The organism is Azospirillum agricola, assembly GCF_020005195.1.
Classification (GTDB): Bacteria; Pseudomonadota; Alphaproteobacteria; order Azospirillales; family Azospirillaceae; genus Azospirillum; species Azospirillum agricola.
Window position 1 is genome coordinate 1,666,382 of sequence record NZ_JAIFZR010000005.1, and the last position, 19,272, is coordinate 1,685,653.

At 70.3% G+C, this 19,272-nt stretch carries 18 protein-coding genes; 4 read left to right on the top strand and 14 right to left on the bottom strand.

What is annotated here, in order from left to right; genetic code table 11:
- Window positions 1-65: 65 nt before the first annotated feature.
- Window positions 66-1,619, top strand: a complete 1,554-nt coding sequence (locus JN22_RS22970; protein WP_085556107.1) for a SpoVR family protein — start codon at window positions 66-68, stop codon at window positions 1,617-1,619.
- A gap of 176 nt (window positions 1,620-1,795) precedes the next feature.
- On the opposite strand, the gene JN22_RS22975 is transcribed toward JN22_RS22970, so the two are convergent.
- The 3 genes from JN22_RS22975 to JN22_RS22985 form a co-directional block, all read right to left on the bottom strand.
- Entirely contained in the window at window positions 1,796-2,263 is a 468-nt protein-coding gene (locus JN22_RS22975; RefSeq protein ID WP_085556108.1) for a cache domain-containing protein, read from the bottom strand.
- A 174-nt stretch (window positions 2,264-2,437) separates the two neighbouring features.
- Window positions 2,438-2,914 carry a thioredoxin-dependent thiol peroxidase gene (bcp, locus tag JN22_RS22980; protein WP_085556109.1) on the bottom strand — a complete coding sequence of 159 codons (477 nt, stop codon included), beginning with the start codon at window positions 2,912-2,914 and terminating at the stop codon, window positions 2,438-2,440.
- Complete coding sequence (locus JN22_RS22985) at window positions 2,911-5,910, bottom strand: bifunctional [glutamine synthetase] adenylyltransferase/[glutamine synthetase]-adenylyl-L-tyrosine phosphorylase (RefSeq protein ID WP_085556110.1); 3,000 nt, start codon at window positions 5,908-5,910, stop codon at window positions 2,911-2,913. Before JN22_RS22985 ends, bcp begins: the two co-directional genes overlap by 4 nt.
- Before the next feature lie 114 nt (window positions 5,911-6,024).
- Between JN22_RS22985 and JN22_RS22990 the strand changes: the two genes are divergently transcribed.
- The gene (locus JN22_RS22990; RefSeq protein WP_085556111.1) at window positions 6,025-9,741 is read left to right on the top strand and encodes a YhdP family protein; all 3,717 of its coding nucleotides are present in this window, start codon (window positions 6,025-6,027) and stop codon (window positions 9,739-9,741) included.
- A 230-nt stretch (window positions 9,742-9,971) separates the two neighbouring features.
- Here the strand turns inward: JN22_RS22990 and tyrS are convergent, their stop codons facing one another.
- Entirely contained in the window at window positions 9,972-11,228 is a 1,257-nt protein-coding gene (gene tyrS, locus JN22_RS22995) for a tyrosine--tRNA ligase (RefSeq protein ID WP_085556112.1), read from the bottom strand.
- A gap of 214 nt (window positions 11,229-11,442) precedes the next feature.
- On the opposite strand from tyrS, the gene JN22_RS23000 reads away from it, so the two are divergent.
- Together JN22_RS23000 and JN22_RS23005 are read left to right on the top strand one after the other, a co-directional pair.
- Window positions 11,443-12,213, top strand: a complete 771-nt coding sequence (locus tag JN22_RS23000; RefSeq protein ID WP_085556113.1) for a class II glutamine amidotransferase — start codon at window positions 11,443-11,445, stop codon at window positions 12,211-12,213.
- 134 nt (window positions 12,214-12,347) lie between these two features.
- Window positions 12,348-12,971: an FMN-dependent NADH-azoreductase gene (locus JN22_RS23005; RefSeq protein ID WP_085556114.1), complete on the top strand. Its 624-nt coding sequence runs from the start codon at window positions 12,348-12,350 to the stop codon at window positions 12,969-12,971.
- A 43-nt stretch (window positions 12,972-13,014) separates the two neighbouring features.
- On the opposite strand, the gene JN22_RS23010 is transcribed toward JN22_RS23005, so the two are convergent.
- From JN22_RS23010 to JN22_RS23055, 10 genes are all read right to left on the bottom strand, one after another.
- Entirely contained in the window at window positions 13,015-13,911 is an 897-nt protein-coding gene (locus tag JN22_RS23010; protein ID WP_085556115.1) for an SIR2 family protein, read from the bottom strand.
- A 24-nt stretch (window positions 13,912-13,935) separates the two neighbouring features.
- A complete protein-coding gene (locus JN22_RS23015; RefSeq protein WP_085556116.1) occupies window positions 13,936-15,147 on the bottom strand; it encodes a DegT/DnrJ/EryC1/StrS family aminotransferase in 1,212 nt (403 codons plus the stop codon).
- Window positions 15,148-15,432 carry a hypothetical protein gene (locus JN22_RS23020; RefSeq protein WP_085557311.1) on the bottom strand — a complete coding sequence of 95 codons (285 nt, stop codon included), beginning with the start codon at window positions 15,430-15,432 and terminating at the stop codon, window positions 15,148-15,150. It lies immediately after the preceding gene.
- A gap of 5 nt (window positions 15,433-15,437) precedes the next feature.
- Window positions 15,438-15,647, bottom strand: coding sequence for a putative nitrogen fixation protein NifT (nifT, locus tag JN22_RS23025; RefSeq protein ID WP_085556117.1), 210 nt, complete (start codon window positions 15,645-15,647; stop codon window positions 15,438-15,440).
- Between the two features lie 45 nt (window positions 15,648-15,692).
- Window positions 15,693-16,853, bottom strand: coding sequence for a cysteine desulfurase family protein (locus JN22_RS23030; protein ID WP_085556118.1), 1,161 nt, complete (start codon window positions 16,851-16,853; stop codon window positions 15,693-15,695).
- The gene (locus tag JN22_RS23035; RefSeq protein ID WP_085556119.1) at window positions 16,850-17,158 is read right to left on the bottom strand and encodes a nitrogen fixation protein NifZ; all 309 of its coding nucleotides are present in this window, start codon (window positions 17,156-17,158) and stop codon (window positions 16,850-16,852) included. Before JN22_RS23035 ends, JN22_RS23030 begins: the two co-directional genes overlap by 4 nt.
- Window positions 17,159-17,239: 81 nt before the next feature.
- Window positions 17,240-17,551: a nitrogen fixation protein NifZ gene (locus JN22_RS23040; protein WP_085556120.1), complete on the bottom strand. Its 312-nt coding sequence runs from the start codon at window positions 17,549-17,551 to the stop codon at window positions 17,240-17,242.
- A 32-nt stretch (window positions 17,552-17,583) separates the two neighbouring features.
- Window positions 17,584-18,408, bottom strand: coding sequence for a 4Fe4S-binding leucine-rich repeat protein (locus JN22_RS23045; protein ID WP_085556121.1), 825 nt, complete (start codon window positions 18,406-18,408; stop codon window positions 17,584-17,586).
- Window positions 18,405-18,980, bottom strand: coding sequence for a hypothetical protein (locus JN22_RS23050; protein ID WP_223677852.1), 576 nt, complete (start codon window positions 18,978-18,980; stop codon window positions 18,405-18,407). Before JN22_RS23050 ends, JN22_RS23045 begins: the two co-directional genes overlap by 4 nt.
- Window positions 18,981-19,074: 94 nt before the next feature.
- On the bottom strand, window positions 19,075-19,266 hold the full coding sequence (locus JN22_RS23055; RefSeq protein ID WP_085556122.1) for a 4Fe-4S dicluster domain-containing protein: 192 nt from the start codon (window positions 19,264-19,266) through the stop codon (window positions 19,075-19,077).
- Window positions 19,267-19,272 lie beyond the last annotated feature (6 nt).

Below are 19,272 nucleotides of genomic sequence, written 5' to 3' on the forward strand. Positions count from 1 at the left end.
CCGCGCCAAGAGCGGCGGTGCCGGTTTGACGCCTTCCGTGCGCGGAAGGCCGGGGGAGGCCGACGATGAGCGTTGTGATCACCAAGCCCGACACGCTGCTGTACGACGGCGTCGATTGGGACTACGACAAGGTCAAGCGCGTCTACGACGCCATCGAGCGCATCGCGCTGAAGGAGATGGGCCTCGACGTCTATCCCAACCAGATCGAGGTCATCACCGCCGAGCAGATGCTCGACGCCTATTCCTCGATCGGCATGCCGCTGATGTACAAGCACTGGTCCTTCGGCAAGCATTTCGCCCGCGACGAGATGCTCTACCGCAAGGGCTACCGTGGCTTGGCCTACGAGATCGTCATCAACTCCAGCCCCTGCATCAGCTACATCATGGAAGAGAACACCATGACGATGCAGACGCTGGTGATCGCCCACGCGGCCTTCGGCCACAACCATTTCTTCAAGAACAACCAGCTCTTCCAGCAATGGACGGACGCCGAGGGCATCCTCGACTATCTGGAGTTCGCCAAGACCTTCATCAGCCAGTGCGAGGAGCGCTACGGCCACGCCGCGGTGGAGCGGGTGCTCGACGCCGCCCACGCGCTGATGAACCAGGGCGTCCACAAATACCCGAAGAAGCGCTCGCTCGATCTGCGGCTCGAGCAGAAGCGCGAGCGCGAGCGGCAGGAATACCAGGACCAGACCTTCAACGACCTGTGGCGCACGGTGCCCAAGCCGGCCGCCGGCACCCGCCCGCCCAAGTCGGTGTCGGAGCGCAAGAAGCTGCTCGGCCTGCCGGAGGAGAACATCCTCTATTTCCTGGAGAAGAAGGCTCCCCGGCTGGAGCATTGGCAGCGCGAGCTGCTGCGCATCGTCCGCCACATCGCGCAGTATTTCTACCCGCAGAAACAGACCAAGGTGATGAACGAGGGCTGCGCGACCTATGTGCATTACCAGATCATGAGCCGGCTGCACGAGACCGGGCAGATCAGCGAGGGCGCCTTCCTGGAGTTCCTGCACTCGCACACCTCGGTGGTCTTCCAGCCGGAGTTCGACGACAAGCGCTTCTCGGGCATCAACCCCTACGCGCTGGGCTTCGCGATGATGCAGGACATCGTCCGCATCGCCGAGAAACCGACCGACGAGGACCGCCAGTGGTTTCCCGATCTGGCCGGGCGGGGCGACGGCATGGCGGCGGTGCGCGACGCCTGGGCGAACTACCGCGACGAGAGCTTCATCCTGCAATATCTCAGCCCGCACCTGATGCGGAAGCTGAAGATGTTCAGCGTGCGCGACGACGCCGAGGATCCCTATCTGCTGGTGGACCACATCCACAACGAGCGCGGCTACCGCTCGATCCGCAAGATGCTGGCGCGGCAGTACGACCTGGGTTTCCTGGAACCGGACATCCAGATCGTCGACGTCGACCTCGCCGGCGACCGCAAGCTGATCCTGCACCACCGCGTCACCAACGGCGTGCTGCTGGACGAGAGCGACGCCAAGGCCGTGCTGCGCCACATCGCCAACCTGTGGGGCTACGAGGTGCAGCTGGTCGAGGTGTCGTCGATCTCCGAGGCGATCCTCAAGGAGCACGCGGTGACCGCCCCGAGCGGGGGCGGGGCGTAACGGAGGCTGGCTGATCTCCCTCTCCCGTCCCGGGAGAGGGAAGGGACCCGCCGCGAAGCGGTGGGAAGGGTGAGGGGTGATTGGGACATGGATCAATCACACGCCCGATAGCCCCTCACCCTCCCCATGCTGCCGCATGGGTCCCCTCCCTCTCCCGGGGCGGGAGAGGGAAAGCATCACTCGGTGTAGTAACCGCTGCCGACGAGGTAGTCGCCCTCGCGCACGATGTAGGAGTGCTTGTGCTCCACCTTGTTGCTGGAGCGGTTCAGCCAGACATACTCGACCACGCCGGCCGGGTTGGCGGCTGTGGCCTTCTGCATTTCCTGGACGATCGGCTTGCCCTCGGCATCCGTCAATCCGGCCGCATCCTGACCGGTCAGGGACGGGTTGCCGCCGGAGGCGACGTAGCGGCCGCTCTTGTCGAACACGAAGACGTAGAGATCCTGCCGGACGAAGCCGCCCTTGGGGTCGTTGAAGGCCTTGGCGGCCTCCGCCGGCCCCTTGGCCTTCAGATAGGCGACGGCGTCCTGCACCAGGGCCTTGGCCTGGTCGGGCGTCGAGGGGGCGGCCAGCGCCGGAACGGCGGCGGTCGAAAGCAGCGCCGCCGCCAGAAGGGCGGCGCGGGTGAAGCGGCTATGCTCCATGATGCTGGTGTCCTTGTTTTTGACGAGTGGACCTATCGGGCAGCATCAGTTCTGGGTGGGCCGGTGGTCCGGCCTCGCCCGCGCTCTTCGGTTGGAGCGGGAACATCCTAGCGCATGACAGTGGTGGAGGAAGAGGCGCGATGCCGCACCTCCTCCCAAAGTCTTACAGCGCCCTCACAGGGCCTTGACCGCCTTCAGCACGGCGGCGACATGGCCGGTGACCTTCACCTTGCGCCACACCTGCCGCACCACCCCATCCTTGTCGATCAGGAAGGTGGCGCGCTCCAGCCCCATGTATTTGCGGCCGTACATGCTCTTCTCGACCCAGACGCCGTAGGCGTCCGACACGCTGCCGTCGGTGTCCGACGCCAGCGTGAAGGTCAGCGCGTGCTTGGCCTTGAACTTGTCGTGGCTGGCGACGCTGTCCTTCGAGACGCCGATGACGGTGGCGTCGACGGCGGAGAAGTCCGGCAACTGGTCGCGGAAGCCGCAGGCCTGCGACGTGCAGCCCGACGTGTCGTCCTTCGGGTAGAAATACAGCACCACCGGCTTGCCGCGCAGGGCCGACAGCGTGACGCTGCCGCCGCCGTCGGTCGGCATGGTGAAGTCGGGGGCGGTGGTTCCGATCTCGATCGGGGCGGGGGCGGTCATGGCAGCTTCGGATCCTGCTGGGAAGCGGGCGGGGTGAGGCGGGACGCCGGTTCCTCGACCAGCGCCCGGTAACGGGCGTGGGCGCGGGCGGCGATGGCGCGGATTCTGCTGTCCAGCGCGGCGAAGTCAACCGGCGCTTCCTCGTCCGGGAAGGCGGCGCGGGCGAGGCCGGCGAACAGGGTGGGCGACACCTGCTCGGGATCGAGCACGCCGGCGGTGGTCAGCCGCAGGAATCCCTGCACCCGCCGCCACAGCCGCAGGGTCGCTTCCAGCTCCGCCGCCACCTCCAGTTCCAGCGCGCCGGTGCGCGCCGCGCTCTGGAGCGCCTTGGCGGTGCCGATGTGGAGGATCTCGGGCCGCTCATGGGCGAATCGGAGCTGGAGATACTGGGCGATGAACTCGATGTCGATCAGCCCGCCGCGCGCGTACTTGACGTTCCACGGGTTGGGCGTGCCGAACTCCTTGTCGATCCGGCGGCGCATGTCGGCGACGTCCCACAGCAGCTTGTCCGGGTCGCGCGGCGCGGTCAGCGCGTCGCACACGGCTTTTGACACGCGCTCCGCCAGGGCCGGGTCGCCGCCGATGACGCGGGCGCGGGTCAGCGCCATCTGCTCCCAGGTCCAGGCGTCGCCGGCCTGGTACTTGACGAAGGCGTCGAGCGAGGTCGCCAGCGGCCCGGCGTTGCCCGATGGGCGCAGCCGCATGTCGACCTCGTAGAGCCGGCCGTCGGCCATCGGCGCGGTGATGGCGTTGGTCAGCCGCTGAGTCAGCTTGATGTAGTACTCGTTGGGCGACAGCGGCTTGGCGCCGTCCGACATGCGGGCGCCGCCCTGGATGTCGTAGATGACGATCAGGTCGATGTCCGACGTGACGGTGAGCTGCCGGCTGCCCAGCTTGCCCATCGCCACCACCACCCAGGCGCCGCCGGGGATGCGGCCATGGCGGGCGGCGAACTCCTCCTCCACCCGGCGGGCGAGGTCGGGAACCACGATGTCGGCGAGGTCGGACAGGAACAGGCCGCAGCGGTCGCCGTCGGTGATGCCGCGCAGGATGTGAGCGCCGGCGCGGAAGCGCTGGTCGTTGGTCCAGCGCCGCGACAGGGTCAGCGCGTCCTCGAAGTCGCGGGCGGCGGCGATGACGCGGGCGTGGTCCTCGGCCAGCCCCGCGTCCTTGGTCGGCAGCGGGTCGAAGAAGTCGGGGGAGATCACCGCGTCGAGCAGCGACGGGTTGCGCGACAGGGTGGCGGCGAGCTGCGGCGCGGTGCCGAGAATCTCGGCGACCAGCGCCAGCAGCCACGGGTTGGCGACGAACAGCGAGAACAGCCCGACCCCGGCCGGCAGCCGGGCGAGGAAGCCGTCGAAATTCATCAGCGCGGTGTCGGGGGCCGGCGTCTTCGCCAGATCGGCGAGCAGGGCGGGTGTCAGCTCGGTCAGCAGCTCGCGCGCGCGGGCCGAGCGGGTGGCGCGGTAGCGGCCCCGGTGCCAGGAGGACACCACCGCGATCACCCGGCTGGGGTCGGCGTAGCCCATGCCGCGCAGCGTCTCCACCGTGCCGGGGTCGTCGTCGGTGCCGGTGAAGACGAGGTTGCCGGGGCCGGACAGCGACGGCGCCTCCTCGAACAGCTCGGCGTAGCGGTCCTCGACGCGGCCGAGCCGGGCCAGCAGGTCGGCGCGGAAGTCGGCCGGGTCGTCGTAGCCGAGGAAGGTCGCCAGATGCGCCACGCCCTCGTCGTCGGCGGGGATGCGGTGGGTCTGCTGGTCGTTGGTCATCTGGATGCGGTGCTCGACCCGACGCAGGAAGCGGTAGGCCTCGGCCAGCTCCTCCACCGTCTGCGGCGGCACGCGGCCGATGCCGCACAGCGCCTCGTTGGCCAGCAGGGTCGGGGCGATGCGCACGCGGGTGTCGCGCCCGCCGAAGATGAGCTGCTGGGTCTGGGCGAAGAACTCGATCTCGCGGATGCCGCCGCGCCCGACCTTGATGTCGTGGCCGTTGACCGTCACCTCGCGGTGGCCCTTGTGGGCGTTGATCTGGCGCTTGATCGAGTGGATGTCCTGGATCGCCGCAAAATCCAGGTTGCGGCGCCAGATGAAGGGCTCCAGGAAGCGCAGGAAGCTGGCCCCGGCCTCCGGGTCGCCGGCGATGGCGCGGGCCTTGATCATGGCCGCGCGCTCCCAGTTCTGACCGACGCTGCCGTAATAAATTTCGGCCGCCGACACGGAAACCGCCAAGGGCGTGGCTCCGGGGTCGGGACGCAGCCGCAGGTCGGTGCGGAAGACGTAGCCGTCCTTGGTGTGTTCATCCATAATGCGCACAAGATCGCGCGCGATACGGATGAACGTACGGGCGAGGTTGTCCGGCTGGGGCGTCCGCACAACGGCGTCGTCGTATAGGACGATCAGGTCGATGTCGCTGGAGTAATTGAGTTCGCGCCCGCCAAGCTTGCCCATGCCGAGAACGATCAGGCCCGACCCCACCCACGGACGCTGCGGATCCGGCAGCGTCAGCGTCCCCGCCTCGCCGGCCCGCCGCAGCAGATGCGCCGCGGCCAGCCGCACGGCCGTCTCCGCCAGCTCGGACAGGGCGCCGGTGACCTGTTCCAGCGTCCAGGCCCCGGTGATGTCGGCCAGCGCGATCAGCAGCGCCGCCCGCCGCTTGGCCAGCCGCAGCCCGGTCATCAGCCGGTCCATGGCGCGCTCCCCGGCGTACTCCGCCGCCAGCGTCGCCAGCAGGGCGTCGAAGGTCGCCTCGAAGCCATCCTCGACGATGCGCCGGACGAAGGGCAGCTCGCGCGTCAGGCTGTGGCCGAGATACGGGCTGTTGCCGCACACCGCGTCGATCAGGGTCCGTCCGGGGCTTGTGGCGGCGAAGCCCTCGGCCCATGTCCGCAGTTCGGGGTCGGCGCTGGCGGCGGCCTGTTGCAGCCAGCGTTCCACCCCGAGCGCGGCCTGGGCGGCGTCGAAGGCTTTGGGAAGGGCGGCGGACAAGACGATGGGCATGGGACCGGGCTTTCCTGCTCAAATCATGGGCAAAAACCTGCACGGCTTGGGGGATTGCGTCAATCGGGCGATTGAGCGCCCCGCCTGCGGCGTGATGGTCCGGCGGACTCTCCCTTGATCCGCCGGACCGCGAAGATTCTCGCCGTGACGCTGGGCGGTGTCGCGGTGGTGGCGGTCGCCAGCGCCGGCCTGTTCGCGTGGCGGCTGTCGGAAGGCCCGATCGCGCTCGACCCGCTGACCCCCTACGTCGAACGCGCGCTCAGCGATCCGGAGGGGCGCTTCGGCGTGCAGGTCGGCGAGCTGGTGCTGTCGCTGGAGGCCGAGGAGGCGGTGGGCGACGTTGGCGCCGGACCGCGCCGGCTCGACCTGCGGGCGCGGCGGGTGCGGGCGGTGAACGCCGACGGCGAGGAGCTGGCGGCGGTGCCGGAGATGGGCATCGGCTTCTCCGTCCCGGCGCTGTTCCTGGGCAAGCTGTCGCCGACCCGGCTCGATCTGGTGCGGCCGCGCGTGCAGGTGCTGCGGCGCGCCGACGGCAGCCTCGCCTTCGACGTGCGCACCGACAGCGCGGGCGTCGCCGAATCCGCCGCGAAGGACGGCCGGCCGGATTTGTTGCAGGAGCTGGTGGCGAGCCTGCGCAGCCCGCCCGACGTCAACCGGCCGATGGGGTTGCTGCGCCGCCTGTCGGTGACCGGGGCCGACCTGACGGTGGTCAACCGCATGCTGGATCTGTCCTGGCACGCCAAGCGGGCCGACATCCTGCTGACCCGCGACGACCAGGGCACCCAGGCACGGGCGCGGGTGGCGCTCGACGCCTCGCGGCGCGACGACATCCGGCCGGTCACGGTGGAGGCCAGCGGCAGCTACCACAACGCCGACTCCACCACCGACCTGACGCTGGCCTTCGACCGGCTGCTGCCGGCGGAGCTGGCCGACATCGGGCCGGCGCTGGCGCCGCTGGCGGCGGTGTCGGTGCCGCTGGGCGGGCGGCTGGAGGCGCGGCTCGACGAGCGGTTCGAGCCGCTGCGCATCGGCTTCGATCTGAAGGGCGGGGCGGGGAGCGTGAGCCTGCCGGAGTTGCGGCCCGAGCCGGTCGCGGTCCTCGGCCTGTCGGCGCGCGGCAGCCTGGACGTCGCCGCCCGGCGCGGCGTGCTCGACGCGCTGGCCCTGCGGGTCGCCGCCCCCGACGGCGGGGAGCCGGTCGCCCTGACCGCGCGCGGCACGCTGACCGAACGCGACGACGGCCGTTCGGGGACCGCCACCCTGTCGCTGACGGCGGGAGGACACACGGCCGGGCTCGACATCGACGGCACGCAAGGGCCGGACGGGAGCGCGCGGGCGCGGCTGCGCCTGACCGGCGTGCAGCCCTCCGCCCTGGCGCCGCTCGCCCCGGCGCTGGCGCCGCTGGCCGCCGCCGCCGTGCCGCTGTCCGGCGAGGTGGAACTGGCGGTCGATTCCGCCCTGCACCCCACCGCGCTGCGCGCGGCGCTGACCGCCGGGGCGGGGCGGATCTCGCATCCCAAAATGTTCGACGAACCCGTGCCGCTGGCCTCGGCCGAGTTGCGGGTGCGGGGCGACCGCGCCAGCGGCCGGCTGGAGGTGGAGCGGTTCGCCCTGGCGCTTGGCGACGGCCCCGCCGGCCCGCGCATCGAGGGCAAGGCGACGGCGACCGAGCAGGCCGGGCAGGTGTCGGCCGAGGCGTCGGTCGTCGCGCGCGGCGTGCCGCTGGACGATCTGCGCCGCTACTGGCCGAAGACGCTCAGCCACAATTCACGGGCCTGGGTGACGGCCAACATCTCCCACGGCACGGTGACGGAGGCGACGGCGAACGCCGCGCTGTCCCTGCCGCTCGACAATCCCGCCGCGGCGAAGCTCGGCCAGTTCCACGCCCGCATCCAGGGCGAGAACGCCACCGTCCGTTACTTCCACGACCTGTCCCCCGTCACCGGCGCCGGGATGGACGCGACGAGCGACGGCAAGACCTTCACCATCCTGACCAAGGGCGGCCGCATCGGCGACATCGAGGTCGGCGACGGCAAGGCGGTGATCGGTGGACTCGACGTCGGCAAGGAGACGATGGACATCCGCGTCCCGGTGCAGGGGCCGGTGCGCTCGATCCTGACGCTGCTCGACACGCCGCCGCTGGGCTACCCGACCAAGCTGGAGCTGGACCCCAAGCGCACCCAGGGCACGGCCGAGGCGCAGCTCCACTTCGCCTTTCCGCTGCTGGCCGACCTGAAGGTCGAGGACCTGAATCTCGACGTCACCGGCAAGCTGCGCGGCGTCGGAGTGGAGAAGGTCGCGGCCGGCCTGAACGCCACCGACGGCGACCTGTCGCTGGCGCTCGACCTCAAGGCGATGTCGATCAAGGGCAACACCAGGCTGGACGGCATTCCGGTGTCGGTCGACTGGAAGGAGTCCTTCGATTCGGCCGCCAAGGGGCCGCGCACCCGCATCGCCGTGAAGGGCGACGTGACCGCCGACGACCTGCGCGCCCACGGCATCGACCTGGAGGAACGGGTGACCGGGCCGATGGGCGCCGACATCCTGTTCACGGTGGACCGCCGCCACAAGCTGGCGCTCGCCGCGACGATGAACCTGGAGAAGACCCGCCTGTCGATCGCCGAGCTGGGCTGGGAGAAGCCGCCCGGCCAGCCGGGAAGCGGCAAGCTGACCCTGGAGTTCGACAAGGACCGCCCGACCCGGATCAGCGGGCTGACGGTCGATGCGGGCGGGCTGAAGGCGCAGGCCAACCTGGAGCTGGCCGACGGCGGGCGGCGGGTGGCGCGCGTTGTCGTGCCGTCGCTGAAGCTCGGGCAGACCGACCTGCGCGCCGACCTGCTGGTGCGGCCGAAGACCGCGTCGGGCGCGCCCGGCGGCTACGCCGGCAGCATCACCGGCGAGAGCCTCGACGCCCGCCATCTGGCCGGCAAGCCCGACCCCGCGAAAGCGGCGGCCCCGCCCTCCGATCCGGCCAAGCCGGACCCCGGCGATGGCCGCAAGACCCCGCTGGATCTGGATCTGAAGCTGAATTCGGTGGTGTTCGGCGACGGGCGGCGGCTGCGTCAGGTCGCCGGCACCATGCGCCGCGATCCCATCGCCTGGACTTGGCTGGACGTCACCGGGCGCAGCGGGCCGGGTGGAGGCGTGGCCATCACCTACAAGCCGGGGCCGCGCGGGGTCTACGACCTCGCCATCCGCGCCGACGACCTCGGCGAGGCGTTGAAGGCGATGGATCTCAACGACCGGATGCAGGGCGGCCGGCTGCGTCTGACCGGCCGGACGGTGGAGCCGCGCGCCGATGCCGCCATCGAGGGCAAGACCGAGATCCTCGACTACACGCTGATCGACGTGCCGGTGCTGGCGCGCATCCTCAACGCCATCTCCCCCTCGGGCGTCGCCGAACTGCTGGGCGGCGGCAAGGGCGTCAATTTCGGGCGGATGTCGGCGGATTTCCGCAAGGAGGGGCGCCTGTTGACCCTGAAGGACCTGCGCACCTCCGGCTCGGCGCTCGGCCTGACGCTGGAGGGCGAGGTCGACATCGAGACCGACACCGCCAACCTGCGCGGCACCATCGTGCCCATCTATGGCCTGAACCGGCTGATCGGCCAGATTCCGCTGCTCGGCGACATCCTGAGCGGCGGCGAGGGGCAGGGCATCTTCTCCGCGACGTGGCATGTGCGCGGCCCGCTGTCCGATCCGGACGTGACCGTCAACCCGCTGGCCGTGCTGGCGCCCGGCTTCCTGCGCAACCTGTTCTTCCTGGGGGATGGGAAGTCCGCGCCACCCGTCCCGCCGGACAGCAGGCCGCCGCCGGACTCGCACATGCGGTAGAACACGTGCCCCCCCTCCAGTACGCGCCGACATAAGCCCCTCTCCCTGAGGGAGAGGGGTTGGGGTGAGGGGGCAGGCAAAGCAAGCTCTTCCGCCTCCGGCGGATCCCCCTCATCCCACCCCGCGAACCCATCGGACGCCTCTGGCGTCCTCCGGGATTCGCCCCGCAAGGGGAGAAGGGCTTGGCTGGCGCCTGTAGGAAAGCCGGGGCGGGGGTACGTGCTTGAGAGTTACACCACCTTGACCAGCACGTGCCGCTTCTTGCCGGCGCTCAGCTTCACCACGCTGTCGGCGTTCAGGTCTCCGGCGGTGGCCTTGGCGGTTTCGTCGGCGATGGCGCCGTCGTTCAGCTTGGCGCCGCCGCCCTTGATCAGGCGGCGCGCCTCGCCCTTCGACGCGGCCAGCCCGGCCGACACCAGCAGGTCGACCACGGCGATGCCGGCCTCCAGGTCGGCGCGGGCGACGTCGATGGTCGGCAGGCCCTCGGCGGCGGCACCTTCCTCGAAAGCGCGGCGGGCGGTCTCGGCGGCCTCCTTGGCGGCCTCCTCGCCATGGGCCAGGCGCGTCACCTCGTTGGCGAGGATCTTCTTGGCCTCGTTGATGCCGGCGCCCTCCAGCCTCTCCAGCCGGGCGACCTCGTCGAGCGGCAGCTCGGTGTAGAGGCGCAGGAAGCGGCCGACGTCGGCGTCCTCGGTGTTGCGCCAGTATTGCCAGAAATCATAGGCGCCGAGCTTGTCGGCGGTTAGCCAGACAGCACCCGCCGCCGTCTTGCCCATCTTGGCGCCCGACGAGGTGGTCAGCAGCGGCGTGGTCAGGCCGAACAGCTCCGCCCCGTCGGTGCGGCGGCCCAGCTCGACGCCGTTGATGATGTTGCCCCACTGGTCCGACCCGCCCATCTGGAGCGTGCAGCCGAGCCGCCGCTTCAGCTCGACGAAATCGTAGGCCTGGAGGATCATGTAGTTGAACTCCAGGAAGGTCAGCGGCTGCTCGCGCTCCAGCCGCAGCTTGACCGACTCGAAGCTCATCATGCGGTTGATGGTGAAGTGGCGGCCGATGTCGCGCAGCAGCGGGATGTATTTCAGCTCGTCCAGCCAGTCGCCGTTGTTGACCATCACCGCGTCGGTCGGCCCGTCCCCGAAGGTCAGGTAGCGGCCGAAGATGCGCTTGATGCCGGCCATGTTGGCGGCGATGACCTCGTCGGTCAGAAGCTGGCGCGCCTCGTCCTTGCCCGACGGGTCGCCGATCTTGGTGGTGCCGCCGCCCATCAGGACGATCGGCTTGTGCCCGGTCTTCTGGAGCCAGCGCAGCATCATGATGGGCAGCAGGCTGCCGACATGCAGGCTGTCCGCCGTGCAGTCGAAGCCGATGTAGGCGACGATCGGCCCCTTGGTCGCGCGCTCGTCGAGCGCCGCGAGGTCGGTGCACTGGTGGATGAAGCCGCGCTCCTGAAGGGTGCGCAGGAAATCCGAGGAGGGAGTCGTCGTCATGGGGCCGCAATCCGGCTGTCGTTGGGGACCAGAAGTCGGCGTCTGTTACCATGGAACGGCGGGAGCCTCAATCCGCGCGGCCGGCCCGCGTCAAAGGGCTCGTATCAAAGGGTCCGCGTCAAAGGGGTGGCGTCAAAGGGGTGACGGGACGCATCGCCTGTCGTAGGTTGAGCGCCCACGCCTTACGGCAACGACGAGCGGTCACGAGGACACCATGTGCGAACTCCTGGGCATGAGCGCCAACGTGCCCACGGACATCTGCTTCAGCTTCGCCGGGCTGATGCGGCGCGGCGGCCAGACCGGCCCGCACCGCGACGGCTGGGGCATCGCCTTCTACGAGGGCAAGGGCTGCCGCAGCTTCCACGACCCGGCCCCGAGCAGCGAATCGGAGATCGCGGCGCTGGTCAGTCGCTACTCCATCAAGTCCTGCACCGTGATCTCGCACATCCGCCGCGCCAACCGGGGCCGCGTGTCGCTGGAGAACACCCACCCCTTCACGCGCGAGCTGTGGGGGCGGCTGTGGACCTTCGCCCACAACGGCCAGCTCAAGGGCGTCAAGGACCGGCTGCTGACCTTCTACGAGCCGGTCGGCACCACCGACAGCGAGCACGCCTTCTGCTGGCTGCTCGACCAGATCCGCATGCAGTACCCGGAGCCGCCGCGCTCCACGGCCGGGCTGATGAAGCTGATCCGCCACCTGGCCGCCGACCTCGGCACGCTCGGCGTCTTCAACATGCTGCTCAGCGACGGCAAGAACCTGTGGTGCCACTGCTCGACCAATCTGGCGTGGCTGACCCGCAGGGCCCCCTTCGGCGCCGCCACCCTGCTGGACGCCGACATGAGCGTCGATTTCTCCAAGGAGACGACGCCGGACGACGTCGTCACCGTCGTCGCCACCCGGCCGCTGACCCGCGACGAGGCCTGGACCGTGATGAAGCCCGGCGAAATGGTGGTGTTCCGGTCGGGCTTGGTGGTAGGGCGCTGACGTCATTGTTGCGGATTCCGTGACGATCTTTCGTCAACCCGTTGGCTTCCCCTTGCATTGTCCATGGAGCATGTTCGTCGGCAGAGATTGACCGGCGCCGAGCGCCGGCCGCACCAACGAAAAGGCTTCGCGTCATGACCAGGATTTTGCAGATCGACTCCAGCCCGCTCGGCGCCGCGTCGGTCACCCGCCAGCTCACCGCCTCCATCGTCGAGGCCCTGCGCAAGGCCGATCCGGCCGCCGAGCTGGCCTATCGCGATGTCGCCGCCAACCCGCCGGACCACCTGTCGGGCGAGCTGTTGCAGGTCGTGAAATTCCGCAACCTGGACGGCCTGAACGACCGCCAGAAGGCCGAGCTGGCCCTGACCGACGAGCTGGTCGAGGAGTTCCTGGCCGCCGACGTCGTGGTCATCGGCGCGCCGATGTACAACTTCTCGATCCCGACTCAGCTCAAGGCGTGGATCGACCGTCTGGCCCAGGTCGGTCGCACCTTCCGCTACACCGAGAAGGGCCCCGAGGGTCTGGCCGGCGGTAAGCGCGTCATCGTCGCCTCGGGCCGCGGCGGCGTCTATTCGAGCAACCCGGCGCTGGCCGGCCTGGACCACCAGGAGGCCTACCTGCGCACGGTGCTCGGCTTCTTCGGCATCACCGACGTGAGCTTCGTCCGCGCCGAGGGCGTCGGCATGGGCCCGGACGCCAAGGCCGCCGCCTTCGCCAAGGCCGACGAGACGATCGAGAGCCTGTTCGCCGCCGCGTGAGGTTGAACTCCCTCTCCCGTGGCGGGAGAGGGACGTCTGGCCGTTACCCCAGCGCCTCCTGGATCATCTCCACCGCCACGTCGAGCGGCAGGTCGAGGCGCTGGATGCCGTGCTGGGCGAGGAAGCGCTCCTCGTTGCGCGACAGTTCGCCCTGGATCACCGCCCAGTGGCGGTCCGACGAGCGCTTGGCGATCTGGCGCGCGTAGGTGCGCTGGATCTCGTGGTCGAAGCGGCAGCCGAGATAGAGGAAGTGCCGCCCGGCGCGGCGCTCCTGCACCGACGGCGGGATCGGCGTCTGGATGTCGATCTCGGTCAGCAGCTCGACGAAGTCGCTGTCGGACACCAGATAGTTCCCGGCCGGAGCCACGGCGCCCGACGGCTTGTAGAGCAGGGTGTCCCAGCCGGCCGCCGCCTCGGCCGTCGTCTCGGCCCCGTCCAGTCCGTAATACTTCACCCATTCCCCGGTCGATTGCGGGTGTGACAGCCCCTGGATCTGTCCCCAGTTGCGGTCGCCGAGGCCGGTCAGCAGCGCGTCCAGCACGTTGTCGTACCAGACGTCGACGATCAGCGGCGGCGCCGGAATGGCGGCGACCAGTCGGTGGACCGGCGTCGGCGGCACCGTCTGGCGGAACAGCTCGTTGAGAATCGCGTCCAGCGTCTTGCGGTGGCGCCGCGTCTCGATGAACTGGGCGACCGCCGTCAGGTTGGTGCGGAAGCGCCCCGGCGCCGTCACCCTGGCGTTCAGCCGCTGGGTCAGCTCGGCCGAGTTGCGCGGGATCGGGCACTCCTCCGGCGGCAGCAGCGCGAAGGCCCCCGATCCAAGATAGGGCACCGCCTGCCGGGCCTTCAGCGCCGCGACGATGTCGGCGATGGCGGCGGCGGTGTCGGCCACCGTGACGGAATCGGCTTCGGTTCCGGAAGCGAGAGCGGTGTCGGTCATGGGAATTCCCCTTCAGAACCTGCGTCAGAGATAGATCGCGGCACCCGCCCCGGTGTTGACCGAGGCGTCCTTCAGCGTGTCGACGATGAAGCGGACCTGATCCTCGGTGATCCCGTGGTGCAGCGGCAATGCCAGCACCCGGTCGGCCGTCTTGGTGCAGACCGGGCAGTCGGAGCGGCCGGCGCCGCGCTCCAGGTAATATTGCTGGGTGTGCAGCGGCTGGCCGTAGTCGGAGGCGTCGATGCCCTGGCCGTCGAGATCCTCGATGATCGCCCGGCGGCCCGAGGCGGTGAAGCGCGTGCCGAGATGGACGCTGTAGACCATCGGATTGACGATCTCCGCTCCGGCGCCGCGGTAGGGCGGCTTGATGCCCTCGAAGCTCGCCATCGCCGCGTCGTACCAGCCGATCACCCGGTTGCGGCGGGCGACGATCTCCGGCAGCCGCTTCAACTGGACGAGGCCGAGCGCGGCGTTGAGGTCGCTCATCCCGGCGTTCCACGGAACGGTGCGGGTGATGACCACGGTGTTGCGGTGCTCCGGCTCGCGGCGGCGCAGGTAGCGCAGGCGGTGCGCCAGATCCTTGTCGTCGGTGACGATCATCCCGCCCTGGCCGGCCAGCAGGATGCCCGGTTCCGAGAAGTCGAAGACGGCGGCCTCGCCGAAGCTTCCCACCATCCGGCCCTTGTAGGTCGAGCCGATCGCCTCGGTCGAATCCTCCAGCAGGATCAGGCCGCGCGCCTTGGCCAGCGCGGTCAGCTCGTCCCAATGGGCGGGGTGGCCGTTGACGTTGCCGGCCAGGATGGCGCGGGTCGCCGGGGTGACCAGCGCCGCCGCCTTCTCCGGGTTGATGGTGTGCTGCCAATAGTCGATGTCGACCAGCACCGGCGTCGCGCCGCTGAGCGCCACCGCCTGCTGCGCCTGGTGCCAGCCGAAGGGGCTGCACAGCACCTCGTCGCCCGGCCCGATGCCGTAGGCCTTCAACAGCAGCAGCGTGGCGATCGAGCCGCCCGACACCGCCACCGCGTGGGCGCGGCCGACATAGGCCGCGAAGGCGGCCTCGAAGGCCCGCGTCATCCGCCCGTCGCTCAGCCCCCCCGAGCCGAGGACGCGGCCGAGGACCTCGATCTCGGCGCCCGAGATGTCGGGATCGGTCAGCGCGATGAAATCGTCGAGGTCGTCGTCGCCTTGGTCGCCGCCGTTCGGAGCCGTTTCCACTCCCGCCCGTGAGCCGTCCATTCAGTCGTCCTCGTCGCGTTGGGCGATCACGACGCCGGTGGCAAGCTCCGGCTTGTCGGTGATGAGCCAGCAGTGGTTGTTGCCGTCCACCAGATGCAGGTCGAACCCGCTCCCCTCGCGGAACGGATCCTCGGCCATCACCGCCGCGTGGGCGCCGGTGACGGTCTTCAGGTCGGGGTGTGCGTCGCGCACGGCGCGCACCACCGCGTCCAGCCGGCCGCCCTCGGCGAACAGCCGGCCGGCCAGCGTGGCGATGCTCTCGATCCGCTCGGGGGACAGGGCCATGACGATCACTCCGCGCCGCGTTTCTTGGCTTCGACGGTGATGGGAAGGCGGGTGTCGGCCGGCAACTCCGGCAGGTCGAGCGTCCAGCCGTTGGCGACCTTGACCCAGCCGCCCCACAGCTCCGGCTTCTCCATTTCGACGATCGGCTCCTCGAGATCCTTCTTGGCGACGTAAATCGTGTACTGCTCGGCGACCTTGCGGATCATCACTTTCATCAACTCGACTCCAGAGCGTTGTTGTCGTTGTCGTTGTCGTGTCTCTCACGCGGCGACGAGGCGGGCGTGCAGCGCCGGCAGCTCGCCCAGCACCGCGTCGATCTCCGCCGCCGTGCTGTAGCGGCTGAGCGAGAAGCGCAGGCTCGCCGACGCCTCCGCCCCGCTCAGCCCCATGGCGGTCAGCACATGGCTCGGCTCGTTGCCGCCCGACGAGCAGGCGGCGCCCATCGACACAGCGATGCCGGCGCGGTCGAGCCGGGTCAGCAGCTCCTCGGCGTCGACTGGGCGGCCCCGGCCGTCGGCGAAGCGGATGTTGGTGGTGTTGGGCAGGCGCGCGACACGCCCGCCGTTGACCTGGGCGCCGGGCCAGCGGGCGAGGATTCCCGCCTCCAGCCGGTCGCGCAGGAAGGCGACCAGTTCGCCCCCCGGATCGCCCTCGTCCATCCACAGGGCGGCCAGCGAGGCGGCGGCGCCGAAGCCGACGATGCCCGGCACATTCTCGGTGCCGCCGCGCCGACGCCGCTCCTGGTGGCCGTGGACCAGCGGGCGGAAGGGCGCGCCCTTGCGGACGTAGAGCGCGCCGACCCCCTTGGGCCCGTGCATCTTGTGGGCTGACAGCGTCAGATAGTCGGCGATGCCGCAATCGACCGGCACCCTGCCGGCCGCCTGCGCCGCGTCGGTGTGGAACAGCGCGCCATGGGCGTGGGCGATGGCCGAGGCGCCGGCCACCGGCATCAGCACGCCCGTCTCGTTGTTGGCCCACATCATCGAGACCAGCGCCGTCCGCTCCGTCACCACCGCAGCGAGGTCGCTCAGCGAGGGCAGGCCGTCGGCGTTCACCGGCAGGATGGTGACGCGCCAGCCCTGCTGGCGCAGATCCTCGAACAGGGCCAGCGTCGAGGGGTGCTCGACCGCCGTGGCGACGATGTGGCTGCTGTGGTCGGTCTCCTCCAGCGTGCGCAGCGCGCCGAGGATGGCGGCATGGGTCGCCTCGGCGGCGCTGCCGGTCATCACGAGGTCGGCCGGCTTGGCGCCGATCAGGGCGGCGATCTGGGCGCGCGCCTCGCCGACCGCCAGCCGGGCGGCCATGCCGGGGCCGTGCGGGCTGGACGGGTTGGCGGCCGGGCCGAACAGGTGGGGCAGCATCGCCTCGCGCACCTCGGGGGCCAGCGCGGTGGTGGCGTTGTTGTCGAGGTAGATCGTCATGCCAGCACCCCCGGCGTGCCGCGCCGCGACCCGTCCGACGGGGCAATCTCCTCCTCCAGGCAGCCGACCACGGTGCCGCCGGGGAATTCGACCAGATAGACCGGGAGGTTGCCCTCCTCCGAGCGGCCGATCCGGATGATGATTCCGGGCGTGCCCTTGGGGGCCAGGATGGCGCCGGGGGCGGCGTGCGGGTGGCTGCCGTCGTTGAACAGATCCTCCTGCGCGCTGACCGGCAGGCCCCAGTCGTACAGCGGTTCGCGCGGCGGGATGAAGCCGGGCTTGGCGGGGGTGGCGGCTTCGGTCATCGCGAGGCTCCTTCCGGGTGGGTGTGGCCGGTGCGTGTCAGTCGGTCCGGTCGGCAGTCCGATCGGGGGTCCGGTCGGCGGTCATTGCGGGTCGTTGCAGCGGGCGTCGACGATCTCCAGTTCCTTGGCCCGCATGCCGACGACCACGCGCTTCTCGTAAAAATCGACGGCGTAGATGTAGTACATCTGGAGGTAGGTCCCGATCGAGATGACGTAGCCGACGTCGCCCTCGCGGATCAGGAAGTCGCCGATGGGGCGCCCCGGATAGGTGCCGTCGTTGCGGACATCCTTGAGGGCGCGGACCTTGTGGCCCTGCTCGAAGGCGGCGGGGCCTTCCAGCTCGATGCTGTCGTTGGGATCGCGGGCGCGCTCGCGGCGGACGGGCTGGGACATGCGGGCGGCTCCGTTGGCTGGGGAGTGGGGCGTCATAGCGGCGGCAGGTCGTTGGCGATGGCGCGGCCCTGGCGGCGCTGGCGGGCGATGGCGCGCACCTCGTCCTCCGGGTCGTCGAGCAGGGGATCGAGCTGGTCGATGTCGATGCGCCCGGCGACGGCGAGCCGGACCATCCAGTCGGCGTCGCGCAGCAGGACGTGCAGCTTGGCGGGGGGCAGGCGCTGCGCCACCACCAGCCGGACGCGCGGGCTGTCGTCCCAGGCGAGGCTGGGCAGCCAGTCCATGGCGACGCGGCGGGCGACCTCGACGCGGACCTCGGGATCCTCGTCGTGCATCATCGCCGGCAGCATGCCCTCGGGGATGCGGCGAACGACGCGCATCCGCACCGAGCAGTCGGGGTCGCGCATCAGCGGGGCGAGGTCGGCGTCCTCCAGCCGGGCGGCGACGGCGATCCGCACCTCGCGGTCGGGGTCGTCGCGCAGCTTCAGCAGCAGCCGGCGCGGCAGCCGGCGGGCCAGGGTGGCGCGCACCGTCTCGTCGGGATCCTCGATCAGCCGGGGAAGCTGGAAGATCGGGGCGAAGCGCGCGGCGTTGGCCCGCACCTCGAAATAGGGGTGGCCGAGATGCTCGGCGGCCAGATCCGCGTTCCACTCGAAGAAGCGCTGGATGCGCTTGGCGTAGCGGTCGTGGACACAGGCCCGGCGCGGCTGGCAGCGGCCGGCCGGTTTGCCGTCGGGATTGGAAACCGTCTCCGGCGGCGTCTCGGGATCGATCCGGCGGTCGCGGTGGGCGCAGGCGGCGCAGTCCACCATGTTGCCGCGCCAGTCGAGCGTTTCGAGGAGATCGTCGTCGCTCATGCGCCGGCCTCCTCGCGGAGGGGCTCGCGGCCGGGTTCGTACTCGTCGTCCTGCTCGTCGTCCTGCCCGGCGGCCCGCTCGCGGCGGTCGGCGACGGCCAGCAGGCGGGAGGCGCCGAAGCGGTCGCCGGGGTCGAGCGCGCGGACCAGGGTCAGGGCCTCGCGCCCCTCGGCGATGCGGCCCCGGCGCAGTTGCAGGTAGCCGATGGCGACGAGCGCGAAGAGGAACAGGCGGGGGGCGGGCTCCAGCCCGGCGAAGTCGGCGCTGGCCGGGGTGACGGCACGCCAGTCGGCGTGATTCAGGCCGATGGCGGCCATCGCGTGGCCGATCATCCGCTCGCCATAGGCCAGCGCCTCGTCGAGGTTGGCCTTGTAGAAATGGAACTTGTAGTGGCCGAGATCGACCAGCCGGTGGCCGGGGGCCGCCTCGGCGGCGCGGGCGAGGTGGTGGAGCGCCGTCGCGGAGTCGGCGTGGCTGGCGGCGGCCAGATGCAGGCACCGTTCCGCCTCGGGCGGCAGATCCCCGCCATAGTAGCGGCGGGCGAGCCAGTCTTCATCCACCTCGTCCAGCATGGCGGCGCTCCGGTTGATTCCTTTGCCCGTCGGATCGCCCCTCCGTCACGGCCCTTCTCCCACAAGGGAGGAAGGGCTCGTGGGGGCTGTTTCATCAGGCCGGGACGCAGCAGTCGGCCGGACAGACCGAGGCGCATTGCGGGCTGTCGAACTGGCCTTCGCACTCGCTGCACTTGGTCGGATCGATGATGTAGGTGCCCTTCTTGAAGCTGATGGCGATGTTCGGGCACTCGGCCTCGCAGGCGCCGCAGACGGTGCATTCGGCGGACTTGATCTTGTAGGCCATGGCTCT

Excerpts from the sequence above, each read along its gene's own strand:
- JN22_RS22970 (WP_085556107.1), top strand. The coding sequence starts at position 66 with ATGAGCGTTGTGATCACCAAGCCCGACACGCTGCTGTACGACGGCGTC.
- JN22_RS22975 (WP_085556108.1), bottom strand. The coding sequence starts at position 2,263 with ATGGAGCATAGCCGCTTCACCCGCGCCGCCCTTCTGGCGGCGGCGCTG.
- bcp (WP_085556109.1), bottom strand. The coding sequence starts at position 2,914 with ATGACCGCCCCCGCCCCGATCGAGATCGGAACCACCGCCCCCGACTTC.
- JN22_RS22985 (WP_085556110.1), bottom strand. The coding sequence starts at position 5,910 with ATGCCCATCGTCTTGTCCGCCGCCCTTCCCAAAGCCTTCGACGCCGCC.
- tyrS (WP_085556112.1), bottom strand. The coding sequence starts at position 11,228 with ATGACGACGACTCCCTCCTCGGATTTCCTGCGCACCCTTCAGGAGCGC.
- JN22_RS23000 (WP_085556113.1), top strand. The coding sequence starts at position 11,443 with ATGTGCGAACTCCTGGGCATGAGCGCCAACGTGCCCACGGACATCTGC.
- JN22_RS23005 (WP_085556114.1), top strand. The coding sequence starts at position 12,348 with ATGACCAGGATTTTGCAGATCGACTCCAGCCCGCTCGGCGCCGCGTCG.
- JN22_RS23010 (WP_085556115.1), bottom strand. The coding sequence starts at position 13,911 with ATGACCGACACCGCTCTCGCTTCCGGAACCGAAGCCGATTCCGTCACG.
- JN22_RS23015 (WP_085556116.1), bottom strand. The coding sequence starts at position 15,147 with ATGGACGGCTCACGGGCGGGAGTGGAAACGGCTCCGAACGGCGGCGAC.
- JN22_RS23020 (WP_085557311.1), bottom strand. The coding sequence starts at position 15,432 with ATGGCCCTGTCCCCCGAGCGGATCGAGAGCATCGCCACGCTGGCCGGC.
- nifT (WP_085556117.1), bottom strand. The coding sequence starts at position 15,647 with ATGAAAGTGATGATCCGCAAGGTCGCCGAGCAGTACACGATTTACGTC.
- JN22_RS23030 (WP_085556118.1), bottom strand. The coding sequence starts at position 16,853 with ATGACGATCTACCTCGACAACAACGCCACCACCGCGCTGGCCCCCGAG.
- JN22_RS23035 (WP_085556119.1), bottom strand. The coding sequence starts at position 17,158 with ATGACCGAAGCCGCCACCCCCGCCAAGCCCGGCTTCATCCCGCCGCGC.
- JN22_RS23040 (WP_085556120.1), bottom strand. The coding sequence starts at position 17,551 with ATGTCCCAGCCCGTCCGCCGCGAGCGCGCCCGCGATCCCAACGACAGC.
- JN22_RS23045 (WP_085556121.1), bottom strand. The coding sequence starts at position 18,408 with ATGAGCGACGACGATCTCCTCGAAACGCTCGACTGGCGCGGCAACATG.
- JN22_RS23050 (WP_223677852.1), bottom strand. The coding sequence starts at position 18,980 with ATGCTGGACGAGGTGGATGAAGACTGGCTCGCCCGCCGCTACTATGGC.
- JN22_RS23055 (WP_085556122.1), bottom strand. The coding sequence starts at position 19,266 with ATGGCCTACAAGATCAAGTCCGCCGAATGCACCGTCTGCGGCGCCTGC.